Here is an 18,179-nt window from a genome sequence, read left to right on the forward strand (position 1 = left end):
TAATAATCACCCATACTGGCCGTTTCTATCTGAGATCCAATTAGGAAACAAAGCCTTTGTACGTCCACAGATTCAAGATTAACAAATACACATCCCTCACTGCGTAAATCACGAATTGCATGCGGTGCGATAGATACACCTAAGCCAGAAGAGACTTGGGTTAACACGGTTTGCATGTTGTTGGGTTGTTTTTTTATATTTGGAGAGAATCCAGATAGGTCACATTGAGTAATGATGGAGTCAAATAATCCTACCGCTTGTTCACGTTCAAATAAGATGAAAGGGTCTTGCTGCAGTTGTTTCATTTGAATGGTGGTGTATTTAGCCAACTCGTGGGTGACGGGCAAAACAGCAACAAGCTTATCTGTATAAATCGTCACCGAGGTGTAATCATCAACAAGCAGGTTCGGCAGTGGGCGAGAGAAGCTAATATCGATCTCTCGTTTGTCCAGAGCTTCGATCTGTTCAGAAGCCGTCATCTCAACAAGATCAACATCAATATTGGGGTTTTCAGCAATATACTGTCGAACTAAACGAGGCAAAAAGCTCAGAGTTGCGCCTCCAAGATAACCAATAGTTAAAGTACCAATACAACCAGAAGAAGCTCGAATTGCGGACTGTTTTGCTTGTTCCGTTTGTTCGATGAGTCTAATCGCATCTTTAAGTAAGTGCTGCCCTGCGGCGCTAATGACGACTTCGCGAGATGTACGGAAAAATAGGCTCACTCCAAGTTCGTGTTCAAGGCTTGTGATATGGCGGCTAATGGCAGGTTGAACGGTATTTAACTCTTTTGCAGCTTTTGAAAAACTGCAATGTGTCGCGACAGCCACAAAGCTTTTTAGTACTTTGATTTCCATATAGCCTCAATATAAACCTAGGTGATAAAAAAGCGCTAACTTGCGCCTATATTGCTTTTATTATCAATCACAAAGACCTTGCTAGCAAACCTTAGGGTAATAACGTTTGCAAGGCTCTGGTCACTTGTGAGAGTGGGGCGATAATCCTACGTATTCAGCTTTCAAGCTTTCTGTTTTCTAGATAATTCTTTTTCAAACTTTTAGTTTTCGAGCTCTTCGTTTTCGAGATTGCGCCGAACTAAATCGTGCATTTGTTTTACAGTCATCAGTGCTAACCAGGTAATTTCTTCTACTGAACGTTGACCCGTTGTGGAAGTTGGGTTGTGGGCTTCAATCACAGATTGATAAATTGAATCGCCGCAAGCCTCTTCTATTGGCATAGCTCTATATAGTTTGGTTTATTTGAAAGCTAATCTATGAGGTTTAAGACAGTAAGATAGGGTTCAAAAATAGACAGCTTGGTAGTTGATGGAATCAGCACAGAACGAGATTCGACTTAATCCTATCTTCTCGCTGCGATTGTATTCATTGATCGAGTGGTCAAAGCCATAGGCTGTCGACGGGGCCATATATTGAGTTATGCCTTGCTGTGTCGCTGTTATTTCATCATGGCCATGACCGCAGAACACGTCACGAACGCGATATTTTCGAAGCACTTTCATCACATCAGTATCGTTCTCTAGGCGGATCGCTTTCATCCAATCTGCACCGACTGGAATGACAGGGTGGTGAACAACCACGATAGGATCATTGGCCTTTCTCAATTGTTGTTTTAGCTGAGCCATGCCGCGGTTATCAATACGCCCTGAACCAAGTGGGTGGCGGCTGTCTAGCGGCTTGAAGCTTGAGTCTAGGAACACAAACTCTCGTTCACCGATGGTGGCTTTGTCGGTGACATAAATCGTCGAGCCTTTTAGCTCTGTGCGCATTAAGCGAGAGTCATCATGATTACCCGCAATCACGTAAATGGATTGGTCGCTAATGTGTTGCCTAATGAATGCCTCTAATCGAACGTAGTCGCCAGACTTTGGGTTACAACAAATATCACCAGTCAGAAAGATGGTCTTGCATGCCGTGTCTTTGTTGACGTATTCCAGTGCTCTGCGCAGGTTCTCATAGCTGGATTCATCGGAAAGGTGGCAATCACTGATTTGGTACACGGTATTCATTGTTATTGCCCGGTAATTCGATACGTAGAATTAAAAGTGATAGAAAAATGCCTGCTAAATCAGCAGGCATTTATTGGTGTTATTTCGCTTTTGATGCGGCGTGGTGTTCAATCATGAAGGCAATAGCTTCATCGTTTAAACAAGATTTACTCACATATTGGCGCTGTTTACCGATATGCAGGATAAAACCAAGATCGGTCTGCTCAAGTTGGTCGATATCACTCCACGCGATGGTGTTGGTCGCTTTGTGGTTTTTGTAACTTACTCCGTTAGCGTCACCTTGAACGACAATTTTGCTGCCTGCGCCTGAGCTGATTTTTTGTCGCCATAACCACCAGGTTCTTTTGCAGTACACACTGAATGCTTCAATCACACTCAAAACAATAAAGAACCAGCCAACATAGCCGTTAGGTAATAGTTCAAACTCCAGCAGAACCACACCAAAAATAAGAAACAGTATTCCTTTTAAGTAGGCTTTTGGAAATTGAGTCGGAAGGCTAGTTTGATCATAACACTCCGCGAAAAACGTCTTGTCGAGTTTGTATTCTGTAGTGAAACCGGGTTCTTTAGACATGTGAGGCTACTTTATGGTTCTCTGTGAATGGGCTGTCAGTGGGCAGGTGTCCCACGCTGCAATTTTGCAACTTGATTATTGTATCGCTTCTCACTGTTTTTATTTAGATATTTTGGCTCTGTTTTGTAAATCGATGATACTTAACGGGTCTATTCTAACTTTAGCTATCAGACTAGTGTAGGGGCATCTTTAAAGTCACCTAAAAAATTGGTGATGGGATGGATAGATCTGTGGAGTCACCCGGTTGTTGGGACTACTGGCCTTTTTGGATAAAACTTCGATCTCATTTTGTTGGTTGATGGAGTCTATAGTGATTAGCGTGCTTTATCACTACTGTTGAGGGGCTGGCATAGTCTGCTCTAACAGAATAAATATATGAAGCTTGCAAAGTTCATCACCGTTCACTCTGAGAGGCCATACCCAAAGCGATACCTTGGGCGTGGCCTTATTCTATTTCAGTTTTAGGATCAGTACTCGATGAATAATGACACCTGCTTAACGTTAATGAAGAAACTTCTTTCATAGGGAGAAGAGGTAAGAGCAATATCTAGTTTGTTCAACCCAGACACTCTCTTCTCATTTAATGCTTCTAATAGTTTAGAGTTGGTAAACCTAAGCGTTTGACCGGCTTCTACGTTGTTGAATGTAGTGAGTGGATTACTCCATGCTGCACATATTGTAAAAGACTCACAGAACGTGTCGTAATCCAGTGTGTTTGGAGACCAAGTTTGATTAACGATATGCGCAGTTACATTGTTGAATGGAAATTGAAGAGTTGAATCTCCGAAATCAACAATAAGCGTTGCCTGTTTAATTTTCCCTCGAACCTCACTTAAGTCAAAACTCGCTAGTGTTTCGTAGTCGTATGGGATTGAAGCCCCCGCTCTCAAGTAACCACCGACACGATGTTGCGTGACTTGTGTTGCCGGGGTTGCTTGCCAGTTTTCTCTTTCCAAACCGAATAGGTTAGAGGGGAGGGTCACATTCACTGGCGGACTGAAATCAGAGGCTTGGTATGGTGGAGTTTGACCGAGAACTCCTTGTCGATAGGAGTCAACGCCACTGTAGATTAGCAGTGCGTTCAGTTCATAAGGACCATCGGCTTGCTTAAACGTGTCACCAGGAACGGTAAACTTGATGGTGTTTTCGCCAGCCTCAAGCGGTTCTTGGAAACTCACTAGCTCTAAATACTCTCCGGCTGCACCAACGATATTTACCGAACCTGTGTAAGTTCCACTGCGCGTAACATGGATAGGAAACTCAAAACTCAGCGAATCAATGTAGGTTCCATCTTGCGACATAGTCGGTGTGGTGACTAAACTCCCCGTGACTTCAATCGGTTCGCGGCAACGCTCAAAAGATGCTAAATCAATAAATTCTTCAAACTGAATTCGAGGGGCTGAAATTCGTATGTCATCTTGAGTGATTGCGTAGATGATCGTCGGGTTGGAGGTCAAAGTAGACGCTGAATCAAACGCGCCAAAAATATCTTCAGTTGAGTACTGTAGAGTGACGATTTGCTTCGCAGGTTTGAGTTGCAGACGTTTGCTTGTGTTCAGCTCGTCAATTCCATCGGTGAGGTAACCATGAATGGCAAAATCCCCCGCGGATTTAACATCAAGTTCCAAGCGCTGCTCTAAGGCAATAACACAGCCTTCAGAGGAAAACAGTGGAGCGAGTGAGAGGCTGACAAATTCAATGTCAGAGGGTAGTACGTGGATTTTTTTACTTGTCTGGCGAGTGATAGTTGTTCCATATTCTTCAAAAGACGTTATGCCTTCAATTAGATAATCCCCTTCAGCGGGTGGAACGAAAATATTGCTGTAGACACCATCTTTAGCAATAGCATCGAAATTGACACCCTCATCTTTAAGCGTCAGGCGTGTTTTTATTCCAGCTTCATCAATGATCACTGCGCTGGTTTGGGCACCTGTGATTGGATTCCCTTTGTTTGTCAGTAATGCAGAAACGGGAACTGGTTCACCGACCACAAATTGGTTTGCAGCTATCGCCATGCCAAACGCAATAGGGGATTGGATCGCAACCTGAGCAATAATTACTGTGTTGTAACTTGGGTTTGGAAAATCAACGACGATCTTCCATTCGCCAGGTTCAGGGTTAGTTACTTCAGGCAAAAATAAATAGCTGCCCGGTAGCGGCGGACTTTGTGTGTCACCTGAAAGTATGTTCGCTTGCACATCATTGGATGATGTTGCGACTTGCCCGTTAGGCTTGACTAAATATACGGTTGCATCATCCAACGGCACGATGATTTCTGCTTTTAGGGCTTCCGCTTTGTCGATGGTAAATAGCATTGTGACTTCGTTATCGTTACTAGTCACTGGTTGAGATAGTGTCGTGCTTGTACTCATCCCAACGGGTATTGCATTACTGGCGATAGCCGGTGTGATGAAGGTACAGAAAAGACTGAACACCATCACTAATTGCTTGATGAATTTCATTGTGGCCACTCCTTAGCGCATTGAAATAATTTGTTGTAGAAAACGTTCAACGTTTTGTCCCGTTTTCATTGTTGAGTGGTTAGCCAATACGTTACCCAATGCATTGGTATAACTTGGGTTAGCGCTTGCCAAGGTCACAACAACATCATTTTCTTGCGGTACTGTTTGAATGGCTTGGTAACTGACTATGGTGATTGGATGAGCTTGTGGTCCATGCACACTTGGCATTGTGACCGATTGAGTTTGAGTATCGAGGTAGGCCGCAGAACTAAAGCTTCTTAGCGCCTGCCAAGCGGTAACGCCTGCCCAACGCGATCCCCACGGGAATAGGCCAACGATATCAGGATCTTTCTCAATAACACCGTCTTGGTCGAGATCGGCATTTGCCCCAATAGAAAATGTATTTGCAATATTGCCGCGAGTACGCATTTGGATCGCGTTTGATGCTGTATCCGTTGTTAGATCACGGATACCAGGCATTTTAGGACCCGCAAACGGAATATTTGGGAGTTGCATGTACTTGCCAGCGTAATTATTTGGATCGGTACTGACGTTACTGTAGATATCGGCGTAGTGGTCCATTTTTATCACCGACAAATCTGCTGCGACGCTACCAAGGTGAGGTGTGGAGAAAGTAGAAAGGGAGGTTATCTCAAAGGAAGGGCTAAGTGCTTTGAGGTTTTGGGTATCTAGCCCGCCTTTACTGTGTGCAATGACGTGAACTTTGTCGGATTTCAACTCATCGAGAAAACCCTGAATTTTGTTGTTCAAGATATTAGCGTTAGTCGCTGTGGTTCCATTTTTGTCAGCAGAGAAACGAGTATAACGAATGCCATAGTCATCAAGTGTAGAAAGCACGCCTGGAGCCGTATCATCATCCCAAGAGTCTGATTGTGCAGCAATGCCATGAGCAAGAATCACAGGAATGGCAACATCAAACTCGATTGAGACCCAATCGACAGACATACACCAGTTGTCTCCCGTATTGCCAGTATCAATATCGACGCGAATCTCATTGTTTTGGCCGAACTTGATATCACTGATATCGACTTGAAGGTTAGTATCCGTCCAGCGGTTATCAGAGCCTTGCAGCGTACCTAAAGACTTTCCGTTAAAAGATACGACATCTATTTCTGGAGCAATATTACTGACGTTGGCATTGGAGTCTATGTCGAAGACCGGCATGCTGATCCTTGCGTTAGAACCGAGAACGCCTTTTTGCTGCATATCGCCCAGTTTACTTGGGGCAATTCTCCCGTCACTTTGTAAAACGTTGGGGCTGACAACCATAGGAACAGGTAAAGAGATAAGTAGAGGTCCGCCAGAAGCATAGGTACAACCGGTATCCAGACCAGGACCAGAATTGACAACATAAACGCCGAGTACTTCTTGCGGTGGGGCTATCCCAGAGCTTTGTGAACGCATCGAGAAATTACGCAATTCGTGTGAATCAGGTATATCTTCGGCACTCGCGAAACTCGGAGAAAGTAACAAAACACTGAGCGTGGCGCTCGGAATGTATAGTTTCATTTGTTTACCTTTGAGTATAGGTTATCCAAGAATTTGGTTGAAGAAAGCTCTATCTGTAGTTGTAAGGTAAAGGCTTGGAGTTTGATGTGAAATTTATTGGGTATAATTTCGGCTTGTTACTCAATTGATAAAACTGCTGCTCTATTTTTTTTCAAAATAGGAAGAGTGCGATCGTAGTTTCTGGATTGCGGAAGTTATGTCCTTATTTTCAAAAGGAGGGGGATAGTGCTCTAATATTGTTAGAACAATCTAAGTTAGTTTATGAAAGAGTAGCTAAGAATAGGAAAATCAAAGTTGGATGTAGGTTTGTTACAGAACTACATAGAGCGCGCTGTTCTGAATGGCTGACTACTAACCTAACTGGCTGTGCAAAGTTAGGTTAGTAGAAATTATGTGGCTGTTAATTCAGATTTGAGAGATAAGGGCTAGTGTTTTTTAGTAAAAATGGTAAAGGTCGCAATAAACTGAGGTTTGTTATTACATCGTTCGCTACATAGTGAAAACAGGCGACATACCGCTGTCTTGTCCACTCATTAGCAACAAGCCAATTAAGACAAGTAAAACACCACCGAATAGCTGTAAATAATGACCTGCGGCTTTTAGTGAAGCACTGTTATTCTTGTTACCTGCTGCCAAATAGCGTTTTACCAAGTTCTTGCCTGTTAGTGTCATTATAGCAATCGTCGAGGTTGTGAAAGCAGTACCAATCGCCATGGCAAAAGCACTGACAACACCCATCCAATATAGGCCAACCATGTTTGCGAAAAGCAGTACCATGATGGCTCCGGTGCACGGTCTTACGCCAATCGTCACTATAATTCCAACATATTCTCGGAGCGTTGAGGCTTTGTTGATTGCGTCTGCATCGGCTACATGCTGGTGGCCGCACCCACAGTCGGCATGAGAATGATCTGCATGAGTGTTAGCTGCGGCTTGCATTGTGCTAGTAGCGTCGATTATCGGAGAAGGGGCTGATATTGATGAACGAAGTGCCATTGGCGAACGCGCTGAAATTGTCGCAGCTGTGTCTGTTGCGAGTGTAGTGATGGCTTTCACTTTCAGCTTAGGCTTACGCATAGCGGTGTAGATGTTTTTCAAAGCCTTCCAACATATAAGCGCGCCGACGACCGCGACTAAGGCAAAGCTTAATGAAACAAACATATTCGCTTTGTCATTCACTACTCGCATGGAAGCACTAAAGCCCCACAGCAACACGCTTACTAGTAAGATTGCGACCAATGCTTGTAAAAAAGCGGAGACGACCGTAAGCACTAAACTCGCCTTGGCTTTGGTTGGGTGAGTCGCTAAGTAAGTCGACACGATAACTTTGCCGTGCCCAGGCCCCAAAGAATGAAGCATGCCATAGATAAAGCTGAACCCGATAAGGTAACTGCCTGCGCCCCAAGGGTTGGATTTAGCTTCATAGAGCAGGTCTGCAAGTTCTGAATTGACTTCTCTTTGCCATTGAATGCTAGAGATAACTAACGATGGCCACATGGACCACAGTTGATACGCACCAATAGCAATAAGCACGAACGCGCCAGCACCAATGAGGTAGTGATTGATTTTGGATTGATTTTTCTTCATTTAACAAGAACCTATATCTGAAATCTTTCTGTTAATTAGTTGCCATGCTTAATCAGCTAGACGCTGACTTAAAGGCTGAAACGAATCACTGCGACTAAGAAGCGGGAACCGCCGCACAATGAAGCTCAACCGATTGTGTAAACAGTTGGCCTAGCGTGTTATCTGGATCTGCATCGACAGGTAAAGACATTGCATAACTCATTTGCTCTGGCGTCGGGTTAGGCTCGATTAATTCTAAATGGCATTGTCTTGCTAGTTCAGGTGACAATGTCACGTCGCTGTTGGATAGCCACGACATGTCGACAAAGTAACTAGGGTCAAAAATCAATACGCGAAGCGAGTTTCGTGTCACAGGCTTAGGTTTAGAAAGTGGTAGGTCAAATGTTAGAACCATCTTGGCTTTATCACGCTCAAACTTTGCGTTCTCAACCACCTGATATTTGATGGGCTCTTCACCATCATAAAAGTACGTGAAGTAGTGCTCGTACATCATGTTTTCGATTACAGACGCAGCGAGCTTTTTGAATGTTTCAGTTTCTGTATCGGCAGAGACGTCTTCTCCATCCAACATGTACATCGAGGTCATTGCATCAAAAGACCACTCCATAGAGAGACCGGTGATCATGCCATTCTCTCCCTCAATATGAGTTTTCATCTCTATCCAAGAGTGAGGGTGGGCATATAGATTTGGCGCAAAACACAATAATGCTAGGCCAACAGTCAAGCCCTTGAGAGAGCGAAAGCATGTCGAGAAACGGCTTACATAGCGTGTGGAGAGGCGATTGATGACATCGATTAGAATAAATGGCTGTTTCATGAGAAATGATGGTAATTTAGTGTGATGTTATATTATAACAACCCGATGCGTTGTTCACTTCAAATTATAAGCTTGTTTACATTGAAGCCGACTGCAATTCTTGATTTTCAATCCAACCTATTTTTCCTATAAACATCTTTGATTGGTCCCTAATTCGACATTATTCAGACTAGTGTGTGACGTTGAATAGTCGATTAAGCTCTCGGTTGTGCGAGGCCTTTTTGTAATGGGTTTGAGCTTGGCTCTTGATAACAGGCATTAACAACGCAAAAAATACCCCCAGTAAAAATACTACCCCCTAGTATATATGGTTATTTGAAAGGTAACTGAGATAGGCTGAAGATGACGGTAAGTTTGGGTGCTTGTGATCTTAGTTATCGATCCAGTAAATCTTATTTTTCACATGATAGTTATTGGCATATGCCAATAATGGGGCGTATGCTGAACTCCTGATCGTCAATAACAGGAAGTTACTATGTTATACGCAGTACCTTGTCGCGACCTTCATGTTGGCAACCACTTTGCTCGTTCCCCACAGATCGCGATTGTCGATGAACAACGACAGATAAAACAGATTGTTCCTTTGATTGACTCCGACACCTCTTGCAATAAAAAGAAGCAATGGATTTCGGTTCTCCGTTCTTACGATGTGAAATCTGTGGTGGTTCGTTATATTGGTAAGAAGATGCTGGCGCACTTGTTCAATAACGATATTCGAGTCTTGGCATCGACAGGTAAGGCAGAAATCGGGGCTTTGGATTTCGACAATCTACGGGAAGTGACCGATCTCGATTATGGTCGCGAGCCGAGAAATAGTGGGTGTGGCAATAAAACGTGCGGCGAAAACGGGCACAAAAAACAAGCTTCGATTCTAATGGTACAGCCTAATCAGCTAGGTGCTATTCGAGGGTTCCGACAATGACCTTTTTGTTGACGCTATTGGGGTTTGTCGGAGTCGTTACATTGATGGCGATAGGCGTGATTTTTTCGCGCAAGCCAATCAAAGGCAGCTGTGGAGGATTGGCGCAGTTAGATATTGAGCGTGAATGCAATTGCAAGGATGTGTGTGAAGGGCAAAGCAAAAAGCTGTATCAGATTACTGAGCCATCAAGCTAAGTATCGAAGTAAGCATCAGAGTTCTCGCTCACTGAGTTAAATAACTTCTGGCTAACACGTTAATTAACTACTTTGAATCACCAACGCGTGACCATTGACGATGCACTTGGCGACTTTAGCTCGTGCACGCTTGATAATGTTGCCGAACGTTTGGCGAGACACCTGCATTTGTTCAGCGGCTTCAAGCTGGCTCAGGCCTTCTTGATCAGCCAAGCGCAAGGCTTCGAGCTCTTCCAATAGCAATTCTTCTTTATGAAGCTCGTCCATAGGAACACCATTGGGCTTAAAACAAGAGTAAGCCGTACGGGTACACAACTGGCGATGTTTTTTTGGTCGAGCCATATCAATCTCTAGCAATCTATGGGTAAAGGTAAGTATGAAGGTTTTCATTCCACACAATCATCGGCGTTGCCAAGTGTGCAGCCAAGGTTTTTTCAACGACAGCGCCATTTGTTTTGAAGCTATTGGCGAGCATGACACTTTAACTAAGAATGAGGCAGTAGCTAAATATAAAACCAGAGCCAAGATTGTACCAACAGATAAAGCTGAGGGCTACGATGGCATCATGCAAGGTGGCATTGTCACTACATTGCATGACAGCGCGATGTTGCATTGTCTATTTCAGAATGATATCAAGGCGATGACGGTGAGTTTAACCTCTCGTTTTCATCATCCGATTTTGATTGGTCAAGAACTGGAGGTTCGTGCCCAGTGGGTGAAAAGTAGACGTAATATCTACTTCCTAGAAAGCCAAATTACTCAGTGCGGAAAGTTATGTTCGTCGGCACAAAGTCAGTTTATGTCAGTTTCTAGCTATCAAACTTAAGCTTGGTATAGCGGTGTTGTTTTATCAGTTATAAAAGTCCAACTACGGTTTCATAATCACTGAAAATAACGTGTACGAAGAAGAGATTAACCGCGCCCTGTTGAAGATTCGTGAGTCACGAAAGTGGCGTAAAATCTTGGTCGATTATTTCGCAGATCAGTAATCGAAATTAGAGGCTTATTCAAAAGCTTTTGGACTTTCGCCGTTACAGTTGATCTGAATCTGAGGCCTTGATCTTTTTGAAGTATTTAAATGCACTCCAAACCGCGTAAGCCGCAACCCCTACAATCAATGCCGAGCGAAGGAGGATAGGCGCATCATGCTCAAGTTGACCAACATGAGGAACAATACTGGCAAACAATCGACTGGTAAAAAGCAGCCCCATTACTAACATAATTACTTTATTCATGTGACCTGCCATACAATTGAGTACGTTGCACAGAACGAGTTTTAGGGCGGTTAAACGGTTAACACGCCAGACAACGATTCTGATCGAAATAAAATCATGCGCTTCTCAAACGTAACCGTCAACGCGATATCAGCTTAAAGCCAGTAAGCTAAAATTTCGTTTTTGGAAGGGGGCTGTTCTGGTGCTGGAGTTTCGAGTTCGAGACTGTGGGAGGGCTATGACATCTTCCCGTGAAATTGATTTTCCGGATTTAATATTCTGATTTATGATCGCATGCATTCTAGGGGGGACAAATGTCCTCCTCTTTGTTTCTATCGGCGCAATAATATAGGTGCTACAAAAATCAAATAATAAAGGACACCCCTATGGACCTATTCGCCCTACTTGATATCAATAATACCTTAGTCAATATCCCAATAGGGGGTGGCTACGCGATGAGCTGGATTGAAGCATTCGGCACCGTGTTTGGTCTGTTGTGTATTTGGTTTGCAAGCCAAGAAAAAACCATTAACTACCTGTTCGGATTGCTGAATGTCACCTTATTTGCGGTTATCTTTTTCCAAATTCAGTTATACGGACTGCTACTTCTTCAATTGTTCTTCTTCTGTGCCAACATTTACGGTTGGTACGCATGGACACGTCCTAATGAGCAAGGTGAAACGCTAGAAGTTCGTTGGTTGAGCCAAAATAAACTAGTAGCAACGGCCGTAGCGTGTGTGATTTCTATTGCTTTGTTAACTATGTACATCGACCCATTCTTTTTTGCGCTAGCAAACATCGCGGTAGATAGCTTGAATCTATTTGGTGCGGATTTAGCGGAGCCAGTGCTTGAACCGGATGCGTTCCCATTCTGGGATGCCACGATGACCATTCTATCTATTGTTGCTCAAGTTCTTATGACACGTAAGTATGTTGAAAACTGGATACTGTGGATTGTGATTAACATTATCAGCGTTGGTATTTATGCGACGCAGGGTGTGTACGCAATGTCTGTTCAATACGCAATCTTAATGTTTATTGCGGCAAACGGTACTCGTGAGTGGGCACGCACAGCTAAACGAAACAGTGATAAATCGTTAACTCAAGCAACGGCTTCTTAGGAGTGAAGATGGCAAAGCAACCTCATATCTGCGTTGATGAAACGCAAATTGCTCCGTTAGTTATTGTTTGTGGTGAGCCAGATAGAGCGAATCGAATCGCTAACTTGCTTGAACATGCTGAACTGGTCTCTGAAAACCGTGAATATCGAATCTTCACTGGTCAATATCAAGGTAAAGCGATATCGGTTTGCAGCACGGGCATTGGCGCACCTTCAATGATCATTGCGGTAGAAGAACTTAAGTTTTGTGGTGTGACTCATATCATCAGAGTAGGGTCTGCAGGTGCGATGCAGTCACATATCGGGCTTGGTGAGCTAATTATTGCAGAGGGCGCGGTTCGCGATGAGGGTGGTTCTACCGCTTACGTTAAGCCGTCGTATCCCGCCTATGCAAGCTTCTCTCTGCTTAAAGAGCTAGACAAGTTCTTGCAGCAGCAAACAACACCTTACTATTTGGGCACGGTACGCTCACACGACAGTTTTTATACCGATGACGAGAAGGCGCTTTGTCAGTACTGGAATGGCAAAGGCATTTTAGGTGCAGACATGGAAACATCCGCGCTGTTTACCGTGGGACGCTTGAGAGGGCTTAATGTCGCTTCTATCTTGAACAATGTTGTCTTGTACGAACAAGATGTAAAGGAGGGCGTTGGGCAATATGTCGATGAGGCAGAGGTAATGATGCAAGGAGAGCGGCTAGCGTCATTAGCGGCACTGGAAGCATTAATTACTCAATAAGAGCCTGAATAAATGCAAGACGAAAGCGACGGGAGACCGTCGCTTTTTTATTGGGTTCTCTCCTGTGGTTTAAGTGGTTACAATCGTTTGAATATAAACAGCAGTAATGCAATGAGAGAGTAAGTATGAAGATTGCACCATACTCAAGCGGACGCTTTAAAAACTACTTAGAACAAAAAAGCTCTGAATTTAGAGATCTCATCTACCAACACCAAGTTAACTCTCGTTACTTCAATCAAAATGATGAAATCCTACGTCAAGGTGAGCAGCTTCAGTATCTTTATGTAGTGCCCGCAGGAAGAGTCTCTATGAGTATTTCCGCGGCTAATGGGCGACGCTTTCAATTGGGCGAAGTGAATTGTGATTATCATATCTTCGGTGAGATGGAGTTTTTCACGCAGACCCCTTGTCAGTGGAACGTAGTGGCTGATGAACACATGCAAGTTGATGTTATTTGCATTCAGAGATTAGCAGAAGCACTACTTGAAAATCCGGGGATGATGTTCTTCTTTGCCTCTGCATTGGCGGAAGATTATCAAGACTCTATGGGTATTTACACTAACCGTCTTTTACACTCAATTACCTACAATATTGCGTATGATTTATTGGTTCAAAGCGAGACTAACACTGTGTTAGGCGGTTTCGATAAAGTGAATCAAGAAGCGGAACGTTTTGGCACATCGAGCAGAGTGTATCGAAGAGCGGTTAAAGACCTATTAGACAAAGGTTTCATCAGAAAAGGAGATCAAGGGTTAGAAATTGTCGATCAGCGAGCACTGCAAGCTTTTATTGACTCCTACGAATAATAAAAGAGCTTGGCACTTACTTAAATGCCAAGCTCGGTTTTTCAATGTTTACTATTAACTACTCGCATCTATTTATGAGCGACTTTCTCTCAGCAACTAGCAACTAGCAACTAGCCCGTAAGTGTCCGCGCACCATTACCGGCGACTAAGTATTAATCCTTAAGCTTTTGCATACATGAGTGTTCTATAACCACCGATTAAGTTGCGTGCTTTAAAGCCGTTGTTGACGAGTTGGCGATAAGCCACGTTACCACGTAACCCGACTTGGCAGTAGATTACAATCTCTTTGTCTGCTGGGAGCTCACTCATTCGATCACGCAGTTGGTCGACAGGAATGTTGATTGCGCCTTCAATAAAGCCACCATTTTCTAGTTCGCTAGGGTTACGAACATCGAGTAGGAGTTGGTTGTCGCTTAATGTTGCAATCTCATCGAAATGAATAGGTGTCGCGTCACCTTTAATAATATTGTTGGCAACAAATGCGGCTTGGTTAATCACGTCTTTGGCACTCCCGTAAGGTGGTGCATAGGTTAATTCAAGGTGTTGAAGCTGATCAACGGTCATACCTGCACGTTGAGCTACTGCCATAACATCAATGCGTTTATCAACGCCATCTTTACCGACGGCTTGCGCACCTAGTATTTTCCCTGTCTTAGGGGCGAATAACATCTTGAACGAGACAATCTCAGCGCCAGGATAGTAGCTAGCGTGGCTTGCGGTATGCACATAGACTTTTTCATAGTCGACGCCTTCACGCTTCAACTGTTTTTCGTTTTTCCCTGTTGAGGCAACGGCTAGGTCAAAAATCTTACAGATAGCTGTGCCCTGTGTACCTTGATAGATTTCATTGCGTCCGAGCATGTTGTCGGCAGCCATACGACCTTGACGGTTAGCAGGGCCAGCAAGCGGAACTAGAGTTTGTGCACCTGTGACAAAGTCTTTTTCTTCGACCACATCACCCACAGCGTAGATGCTAGGATCGCTAGTCTGCATCATTTCATTGGTGTAGATACCACCTAGTTCGCCAATTTGAAGTCCTGCTTCTTTTGCTAACTTAGTCTCAGGACGCACACCGATAGCCATGATTAAGATATCAGTAGTTAATGACTCGCCATTATTAAGTGTTAATTCTAATTCACCCTCTATGTGTTGGTGCTTCTCGCTCTCGCCTGAATCAAAACTTGCGATGTGTTCGTTAGGTATATATTTCACAGACTCAAGCGCGACGCCGAGTTTTAGGTCGATGCCTTTGTCACGAATCTCCGCATGGGCAAAGCCGGCCATTTCCCGGTCTACTGGCGTCATTACTTGGTCAGCCATCTCAATCAACGAAGTCTTGATCCCAAGCTGATGAAACGCTTCCATCATTTCCAAGCCGATAAAGCCACCGCCAACAACTGTCGCGTGCTCAGGTTTATTCATTTGGATTGTTTCGATGATGCGATCCATATCTGGAATATTGCGTAGTGAATGGGTGAGGGGGTTATCGATTCCTGAGATGGGAGGAACGACGGCACCGGCTCCAGGGCTGAGTAATAAGAAGTCGTAACTCTCGCTGTAGTGATTACCATCAACAAGATTTTTGACTGTAACGGTTTTATTGGTGCGATCAATAGAGGTAACTTCGTTCATCACTCGTGCGTCAACGTTGAAGCGAGCTAAGAAGCTTTCAGGTGTTTGTAACAGAAGCTTGCTTCTATCCTCGATATCGCCACCTATGTGGTATGGCAATCCACAGTTGGCAAAAGAGACGAATGGTCCTCGTTCAAACATTATGATTTCGGCTTCTTCACTAAGACGACGAGCGCGTGCAGCAGCTGAAGCACCTCCAGCTACGCCACCGATGATTACAATTTTAGTCATACGTTTACCTATTACTGTCTCTAAGTTTAACTATACAAATTGCCGAGCATAGAGCTTGTATCTTCTTAATGATCAGTACTGGCTGGTCGCCGGCGATTGAGTAGTTTTCGAAATACCTAGATACTATAAAGATGTAAATTAGCATTGTCTAATATTTATTTTGAAGCTATCACCTCGGGATTGAGCGTTTGGTCCAAGGGCTGTGATTAGACTAAAGCACGCTAGTAAAGGTAATACGCGTTAGCGAGTCGAGTACAGGTTAGCCAAATTAACTGTCATGAGCATAATGAACAGGATCACGGATGTGCTGACTGATTACGTTCTTCAGATCTTGTTCATACAGATCTAGCCAGGCATAACGCTCGCGATACAACCTACGCTTTTGACGTTTTAGAGCTTCAAGATCTTTCCTGTTCGGGTTTGTCGGGAGACGATAGAAATAGTTATCATGCACCTGTCCATCGTGCTCTTCCCACAGACTGTCGTATTTAAGGCTGATGTCTTTGTTTTTCTTACCGTAGCGTAATGAGTTCGAGACATGACCAGACTCTTTTACCGCATAGATATTGTCGATACCCAAGTTAATAGCGAGCAGTCGTAGTGTTTCTACCATGAAGGATTTAGGTCTTAAACCGTAAAAAGCTTTGGTGAATGTGCGGCTAAATCCATTGTCATTGGCGCCACCCTGTATACCGCCGATGTAGATGTTGTTGTCGAAAACAGTAAACGAAATGGTATACATTTTTTCGAGTTGAGAGTTGGTCAATGAAATTGTCAGTTCACCTTCTTTTCTCGCGTTTCTTTCGAAGCTGAGATTAACCAGATAAACGTTGTCATCTATCTCAAGTTTTAAAAGATTGAGCCTTTCGTTATAGATTTGGTGTCTAGCTTCTGTTGCGAAGGTGTTTTCAAACCAGTCGTAGTGTTTGGATAAGATATCGATCTTTTCTTTATTGCTAAAGCCAGTACATAAGTAGGGAGTCACAAATTTAGAAAGGAAGTTGGGTTGCTTGATAAATAATAACTTTCTCTCTTCAGAGTTGAAATTATTACTCATTTTTCGAGTAGCTGAATAATAAAACAGGGCTCGAATAGTAAACTTAACTATCGCTTTGTACTTACCCTTATTTTTATGGGTATTTGCTTCAATCCCCATGCGAACGACATTCATAATCACCTCAAAGAAGAAGGATTGCTCGAACATAGTCGTGTCATGAACCCTTCCAATAATCTCACCAATAACAAGAAAATGATGATAGTGAAAAAGGTGATTTGGGTAAGTATGGATATGTATAGCTATGTAACTCAATCAGTTACTTAGCGTTCAGATTTTGGACAGATGTGTTTGTCGCTTTAGTGGGGAGGGGTATCAATGTTATTTATTAGAGGCGCTTGCTCCTAAATCAAAAATGCCACTACAAATCTGCAGTGGCATTAGAACGATAACAAACTATCACCTTGCTTAAACCTAAACATTAGTTCTTATATAAACTAAAGTTCTAACAGTTTAGCCAGTTCACGCTCTTCGAGAAGCTCTTCAATGCGTTGACGAGTCTTAGGCGTTTCGGCTTGCGCTTTAGTCGACTTGCCTGCTTTTTTGCTTCGGCTCGTTTTCGCTTTTTCCTTAGTCGTCATCGTAATCTTCCTTGTGTTTTTTGTGTTACAGGTTGCACGTCTCTTTTAGTGCCTTGCCCGCTTTAAATGCTGGCGTCTTTGATGGGGCAATCTGAATCTCTTCTCCGGTTCGCGGGTTACGACCAGTGCGAGCAGCTCGAGAGTTAACTTTAAAGCTACCAAATCCAAGGATCGATACGTCATCACCGTTCGCAAGCGAAGTAGAGATACCTTCAACTAGCGCATTTAGTGCTGTGCCTGCTTGGTCTTTTGAGATGTCTGCAGAAGTCGCGATGTGTTCAACTAATTGAGATTTGTTCATAATCTATATTCCTTATTGAGTACGGCTGGCGTCTACCTTTAGCACCTAGCTTATGCGATCTTATCAACAGCAATTGAAATAATGTCAGTGAGCGGGTAGAGCTTTGTAAAGTAACCAACAGAATTGACTATAAAAGCATCTGTCGGTTCAATCAATGCAATTCATTGATTATTATTGGTTTATAGACATGTTGCCCAAATTTACTTGAGAAAAGAGCATTAGGGTTGCCCGTTCGATTCATAATCCAAATCGAAGCTGTCATCTATCACGTTGATAACGAAAGAGTAAAAACAAAGAAGCCCAGCTTAATTGCTGGGCTTCATGTTGTGCTGTCAGAGCATGGCGTTGATCTAGGAGGTGAAAGTCCTCTACGGGCTCAGTCGAGCGAGA

20 protein-coding genes and 1 pseudogene are annotated in these 18,179 nt (G+C 43.5%); 7 read left to right on the top strand and 14 right to left on the bottom strand.

Going from position 1 to position 18,179, the window contains the following annotated elements; translation table 11 throughout:
* The 8 genes from AB6F11_RS20200 to AB6F11_RS20235 all read right to left on the bottom strand — a co-directional run.
* Positions 1-857 (bottom strand): LysR substrate-binding domain-containing protein (locus AB6F11_RS20200; RefSeq protein WP_372130326.1); only part of this gene is annotated, 857 nt, incomplete at its 3' end.
* A 200-nt stretch (positions 858-1,057) separates the two neighbouring features.
* Complete coding sequence (locus tag AB6F11_RS20205; protein WP_017059095.1) at positions 1,058-1,237, bottom strand: hypothetical protein; 180 nt, start codon at positions 1,235-1,237, stop codon at positions 1,058-1,060.
* Between the two features lie 63 nt (positions 1,238-1,300).
* Positions 1,301-2,026 (bottom strand): metallophosphoesterase, encoded by a 726-nt coding sequence (locus tag AB6F11_RS20210; RefSeq protein WP_102393500.1) that lies wholly within the window; start codon positions 2,024-2,026, stop codon positions 1,301-1,303.
* Positions 2,027-2,105: 79 nt separating this feature from the next.
* Complete coding sequence (locus AB6F11_RS20215) at positions 2,106-2,600, bottom strand: YcxB family protein (RefSeq protein WP_102393501.1); 495 nt, start codon at positions 2,598-2,600, stop codon at positions 2,106-2,108.
* Between the two features lie 467 nt (positions 2,601-3,067).
* Positions 3,068-5,062 carry a choice-of-anchor X domain-containing protein gene (locus AB6F11_RS20220; protein ID WP_050645342.1) on the bottom strand — a complete coding sequence of 665 codons (1,995 nt, stop codon included), beginning with the start codon at positions 5,060-5,062 and terminating at the stop codon, positions 3,068-3,070.
* A 12-nt stretch (positions 5,063-5,074) separates the two neighbouring features.
* Positions 5,075-6,592 (bottom strand): triacylglycerol lipase, encoded by a 1,518-nt coding sequence (locus tag AB6F11_RS20225; RefSeq protein WP_102393502.1) that lies wholly within the window; start codon positions 6,590-6,592, stop codon positions 5,075-5,077.
* Between the two features lie 489 nt (positions 6,593-7,081).
* On the bottom strand, positions 7,082-8,179 hold the full coding sequence (locus AB6F11_RS20230) for a nickel/cobalt transporter (protein ID WP_017069651.1): 1,098 nt from the start codon (positions 8,177-8,179) through the stop codon (positions 7,082-7,084).
* 94 nt (positions 8,180-8,273) lie between these two features.
* Complete coding sequence (locus AB6F11_RS20235) at positions 8,274-8,996, bottom strand: DUF1007 family protein (protein ID WP_029235926.1); 723 nt, start codon at positions 8,994-8,996, stop codon at positions 8,274-8,276.
* A gap of 475 nt (positions 8,997-9,471) precedes the next feature.
* Here AB6F11_RS20235 and AB6F11_RS20240 point away from each other — a divergent pair, with 475 nt between their 5' ends.
* A complete protein-coding gene (locus AB6F11_RS20240; protein WP_017059102.1) occupies positions 9,472-9,918 on the top strand; it encodes a NifB/NifX family molybdenum-iron cluster-binding protein in 447 nt (148 codons plus the stop codon).
* Positions 9,915-10,112, top strand: coding sequence for a (Na+)-NQR maturation NqrM (nqrM, locus tag AB6F11_RS20245; protein ID WP_017059103.1), 198 nt, complete (start codon positions 9,915-9,917; stop codon positions 10,110-10,112). Before AB6F11_RS20240 ends, nqrM begins: the two co-directional genes overlap by 4 nt.
* 63 nt (positions 10,113-10,175) lie before the next feature.
* On the opposite strand, the gene AB6F11_RS20250 is transcribed toward nqrM, so the two are convergent.
* Positions 10,176-10,454 (bottom strand): DUF134 domain-containing protein, encoded by a 279-nt coding sequence (locus tag AB6F11_RS20250; protein ID WP_029235478.1) that lies wholly within the window; start codon positions 10,452-10,454, stop codon positions 10,176-10,178.
* A gap of 34 nt (positions 10,455-10,488) precedes the next feature.
* Here AB6F11_RS20250 and AB6F11_RS20255 point away from each other — a divergent pair, with 34 nt between their 5' ends.
* Together AB6F11_RS20255 and AB6F11_RS20260 are read left to right on the top strand one after the other, a co-directional pair.
* Entirely contained in the window at positions 10,489-10,938 is a 450-nt protein-coding gene (locus AB6F11_RS20255) for a PaaI family thioesterase (protein WP_017067871.1), read from the top strand.
* Between the two features lie 34 nt (positions 10,939-10,972).
* A pseudogene (locus AB6F11_RS20260) lies at positions 10,973-11,101 on the top strand (ABC transporter substrate-binding protein); the annotation flags it as partial.
* Positions 11,102-11,143: 42 nt separating this feature from the next.
* Here the strand turns inward: AB6F11_RS20260 and AB6F11_RS20265 are convergent.
* Positions 11,144-11,347 (bottom strand): hypothetical protein, encoded by a 204-nt coding sequence (locus AB6F11_RS20265; protein ID WP_017059106.1) that lies wholly within the window; start codon positions 11,345-11,347, stop codon positions 11,144-11,146.
* A 365-nt stretch (positions 11,348-11,712) separates the two neighbouring features.
* Here AB6F11_RS20265 and pnuC point away from each other — a divergent pair, with 365 nt between their 5' ends.
* The 3 genes from pnuC (at position 11,713) to AB6F11_RS20280 (ending at position 13,990) form a co-directional block, all read left to right on the top strand.
* Positions 11,713-12,447 (top strand): nicotinamide riboside transporter PnuC, encoded by a 735-nt coding sequence (pnuC, locus tag AB6F11_RS20270; RefSeq protein ID WP_102320059.1) that lies wholly within the window; start codon positions 11,713-11,715, stop codon positions 12,445-12,447.
* A gap of 8 nt (positions 12,448-12,455) precedes the next feature.
* On the top strand, positions 12,456-13,184 hold the full coding sequence (locus tag AB6F11_RS20275; RefSeq protein ID WP_102320060.1) for a nucleoside phosphorylase: 729 nt from the start codon (positions 12,456-12,458) through the stop codon (positions 13,182-13,184).
* A 125-nt stretch (positions 13,185-13,309) separates the two neighbouring features.
* Positions 13,310-13,990, top strand: a complete 681-nt coding sequence (locus AB6F11_RS20280; protein ID WP_017067876.1) for a Crp/Fnr family transcriptional regulator — start codon at positions 13,310-13,312, stop codon at positions 13,988-13,990.
* Positions 13,991-14,149: 159 nt separating this feature from the next.
* On the opposite strand, the gene AB6F11_RS20285 is transcribed toward AB6F11_RS20280, so the two are convergent.
* From AB6F11_RS20285 to AB6F11_RS20300, 4 genes are all read right to left on the bottom strand, one after another.
* Positions 14,150-15,853 (bottom strand): FAD-dependent oxidoreductase, encoded by a 1,704-nt coding sequence (locus AB6F11_RS20285; RefSeq protein WP_017067877.1) that lies wholly within the window; start codon positions 15,851-15,853, stop codon positions 14,150-14,152.
* A gap of 268 nt (positions 15,854-16,121) precedes the next feature.
* Positions 16,122-17,024: a VirK/YbjX family protein gene (locus AB6F11_RS20290; RefSeq protein ID WP_133151244.1), complete on the bottom strand. Its 903-nt coding sequence runs from the start codon at positions 17,022-17,024 to the stop codon at positions 16,122-16,124.
* 320 nt (positions 17,025-17,344) lie between these two features.
* Complete coding sequence (locus tag AB6F11_RS20295; protein WP_017059112.1) at positions 17,345-17,488, bottom strand: hypothetical protein; 144 nt, start codon at positions 17,486-17,488, stop codon at positions 17,345-17,347.
* 25 nt (positions 17,489-17,513) lie between these two features.
* Positions 17,514-17,789, bottom strand: coding sequence for an HU family DNA-binding protein (locus AB6F11_RS20300; RefSeq protein WP_065584244.1), 276 nt, complete (start codon positions 17,787-17,789; stop codon positions 17,514-17,516).
* Between the last annotated feature and the right edge of the window lie 390 nt (positions 17,790-18,179).

Origin of the sequence: Vibrio sp. 10N.247.311.14, assembly GCF_041467715.1 — a bacterium.
Taxonomy (GTDB): domain Bacteria; phylum Pseudomonadota; class Gammaproteobacteria; order Enterobacterales; family Vibrionaceae; genus Vibrio; species Vibrio crassostreae_C.

Coding starts and splice junctions, on each gene's coding strand:
- AB6F11_RS20205 (WP_017059095.1), bottom strand. CDS start 1,237: ATGCCAATAGAAGAGGCTTGCGGCGATTCAATTTATCAATCTGTGATT.
- AB6F11_RS20210 (WP_102393500.1), bottom strand. CDS start 2,026: ATGAATACCGTGTACCAAATCAGTGATTGCCACCTTTCCGATGAATCC.
- AB6F11_RS20215 (WP_102393501.1), bottom strand. CDS start 2,600: ATGTCTAAAGAACCCGGTTTCACTACAGAATACAAACTCGACAAGACG.
- AB6F11_RS20220 (WP_050645342.1), bottom strand. CDS start 5,062: ATGAAATTCATCAAGCAATTAGTGATGGTGTTCAGTCTTTTCTGTACC.
- AB6F11_RS20225 (WP_102393502.1), bottom strand. CDS start 6,592: ATGAAACTATACATTCCGAGCGCCACGCTCAGTGTTTTGTTACTTTCT.
- AB6F11_RS20230 (WP_017069651.1), bottom strand. CDS start 8,179: ATGAAGAAAAATCAATCCAAAATCAATCACTACCTCATTGGTGCTGGC.
- AB6F11_RS20235 (WP_029235926.1), bottom strand. CDS start 8,996: ATGAAACAGCCATTTATTCTAATCGATGTCATCAATCGCCTCTCCACA.
- AB6F11_RS20240 (WP_017059102.1), top strand. CDS start 9,472: ATGTTATACGCAGTACCTTGTCGCGACCTTCATGTTGGCAACCACTTT.
- nqrM (WP_017059103.1), top strand. CDS start 9,915: ATGACCTTTTTGTTGACGCTATTGGGGTTTGTCGGAGTCGTTACATTG.
- AB6F11_RS20250 (WP_029235478.1), bottom strand. CDS start 10,454: ATGGCTCGACCAAAAAAACATCGCCAGTTGTGTACCCGTACGGCTTAC.
- AB6F11_RS20255 (WP_017067871.1), top strand. CDS start 10,489: ATGAAGGTTTTCATTCCACACAATCATCGGCGTTGCCAAGTGTGCAGC.
- AB6F11_RS20265 (WP_017059106.1), bottom strand. CDS start 11,347: ATGAATAAAGTAATTATGTTAGTAATGGGGCTGCTTTTTACCAGTCGA.
- pnuC (WP_102320059.1), top strand. CDS start 11,713: ATGGACCTATTCGCCCTACTTGATATCAATAATACCTTAGTCAATATC.
- AB6F11_RS20275 (WP_102320060.1), top strand. CDS start 12,456: ATGGCAAAGCAACCTCATATCTGCGTTGATGAAACGCAAATTGCTCCG.
- AB6F11_RS20280 (WP_017067876.1), top strand. CDS start 13,310: ATGAAGATTGCACCATACTCAAGCGGACGCTTTAAAAACTACTTAGAA.
- AB6F11_RS20285 (WP_017067877.1), bottom strand. CDS start 15,853: ATGACTAAAATTGTAATCATCGGTGGCGTAGCTGGAGGTGCTTCAGCT.
- AB6F11_RS20290 (WP_133151244.1), bottom strand. CDS start 17,024: ATGAATGTCGTTCGCATGGGGATTGAAGCAAATACCCATAAAAATAAG.
- AB6F11_RS20295 (WP_017059112.1), bottom strand. CDS start 17,488: ATGACGACTAAGGAAAAAGCGAAAACGAGCCGAAGCAAAAAAGCAGGC.
- AB6F11_RS20300 (WP_065584244.1), bottom strand. CDS start 17,789: ATGAACAAATCTCAATTAGTTGAACACATCGCGACTTCTGCAGACATC.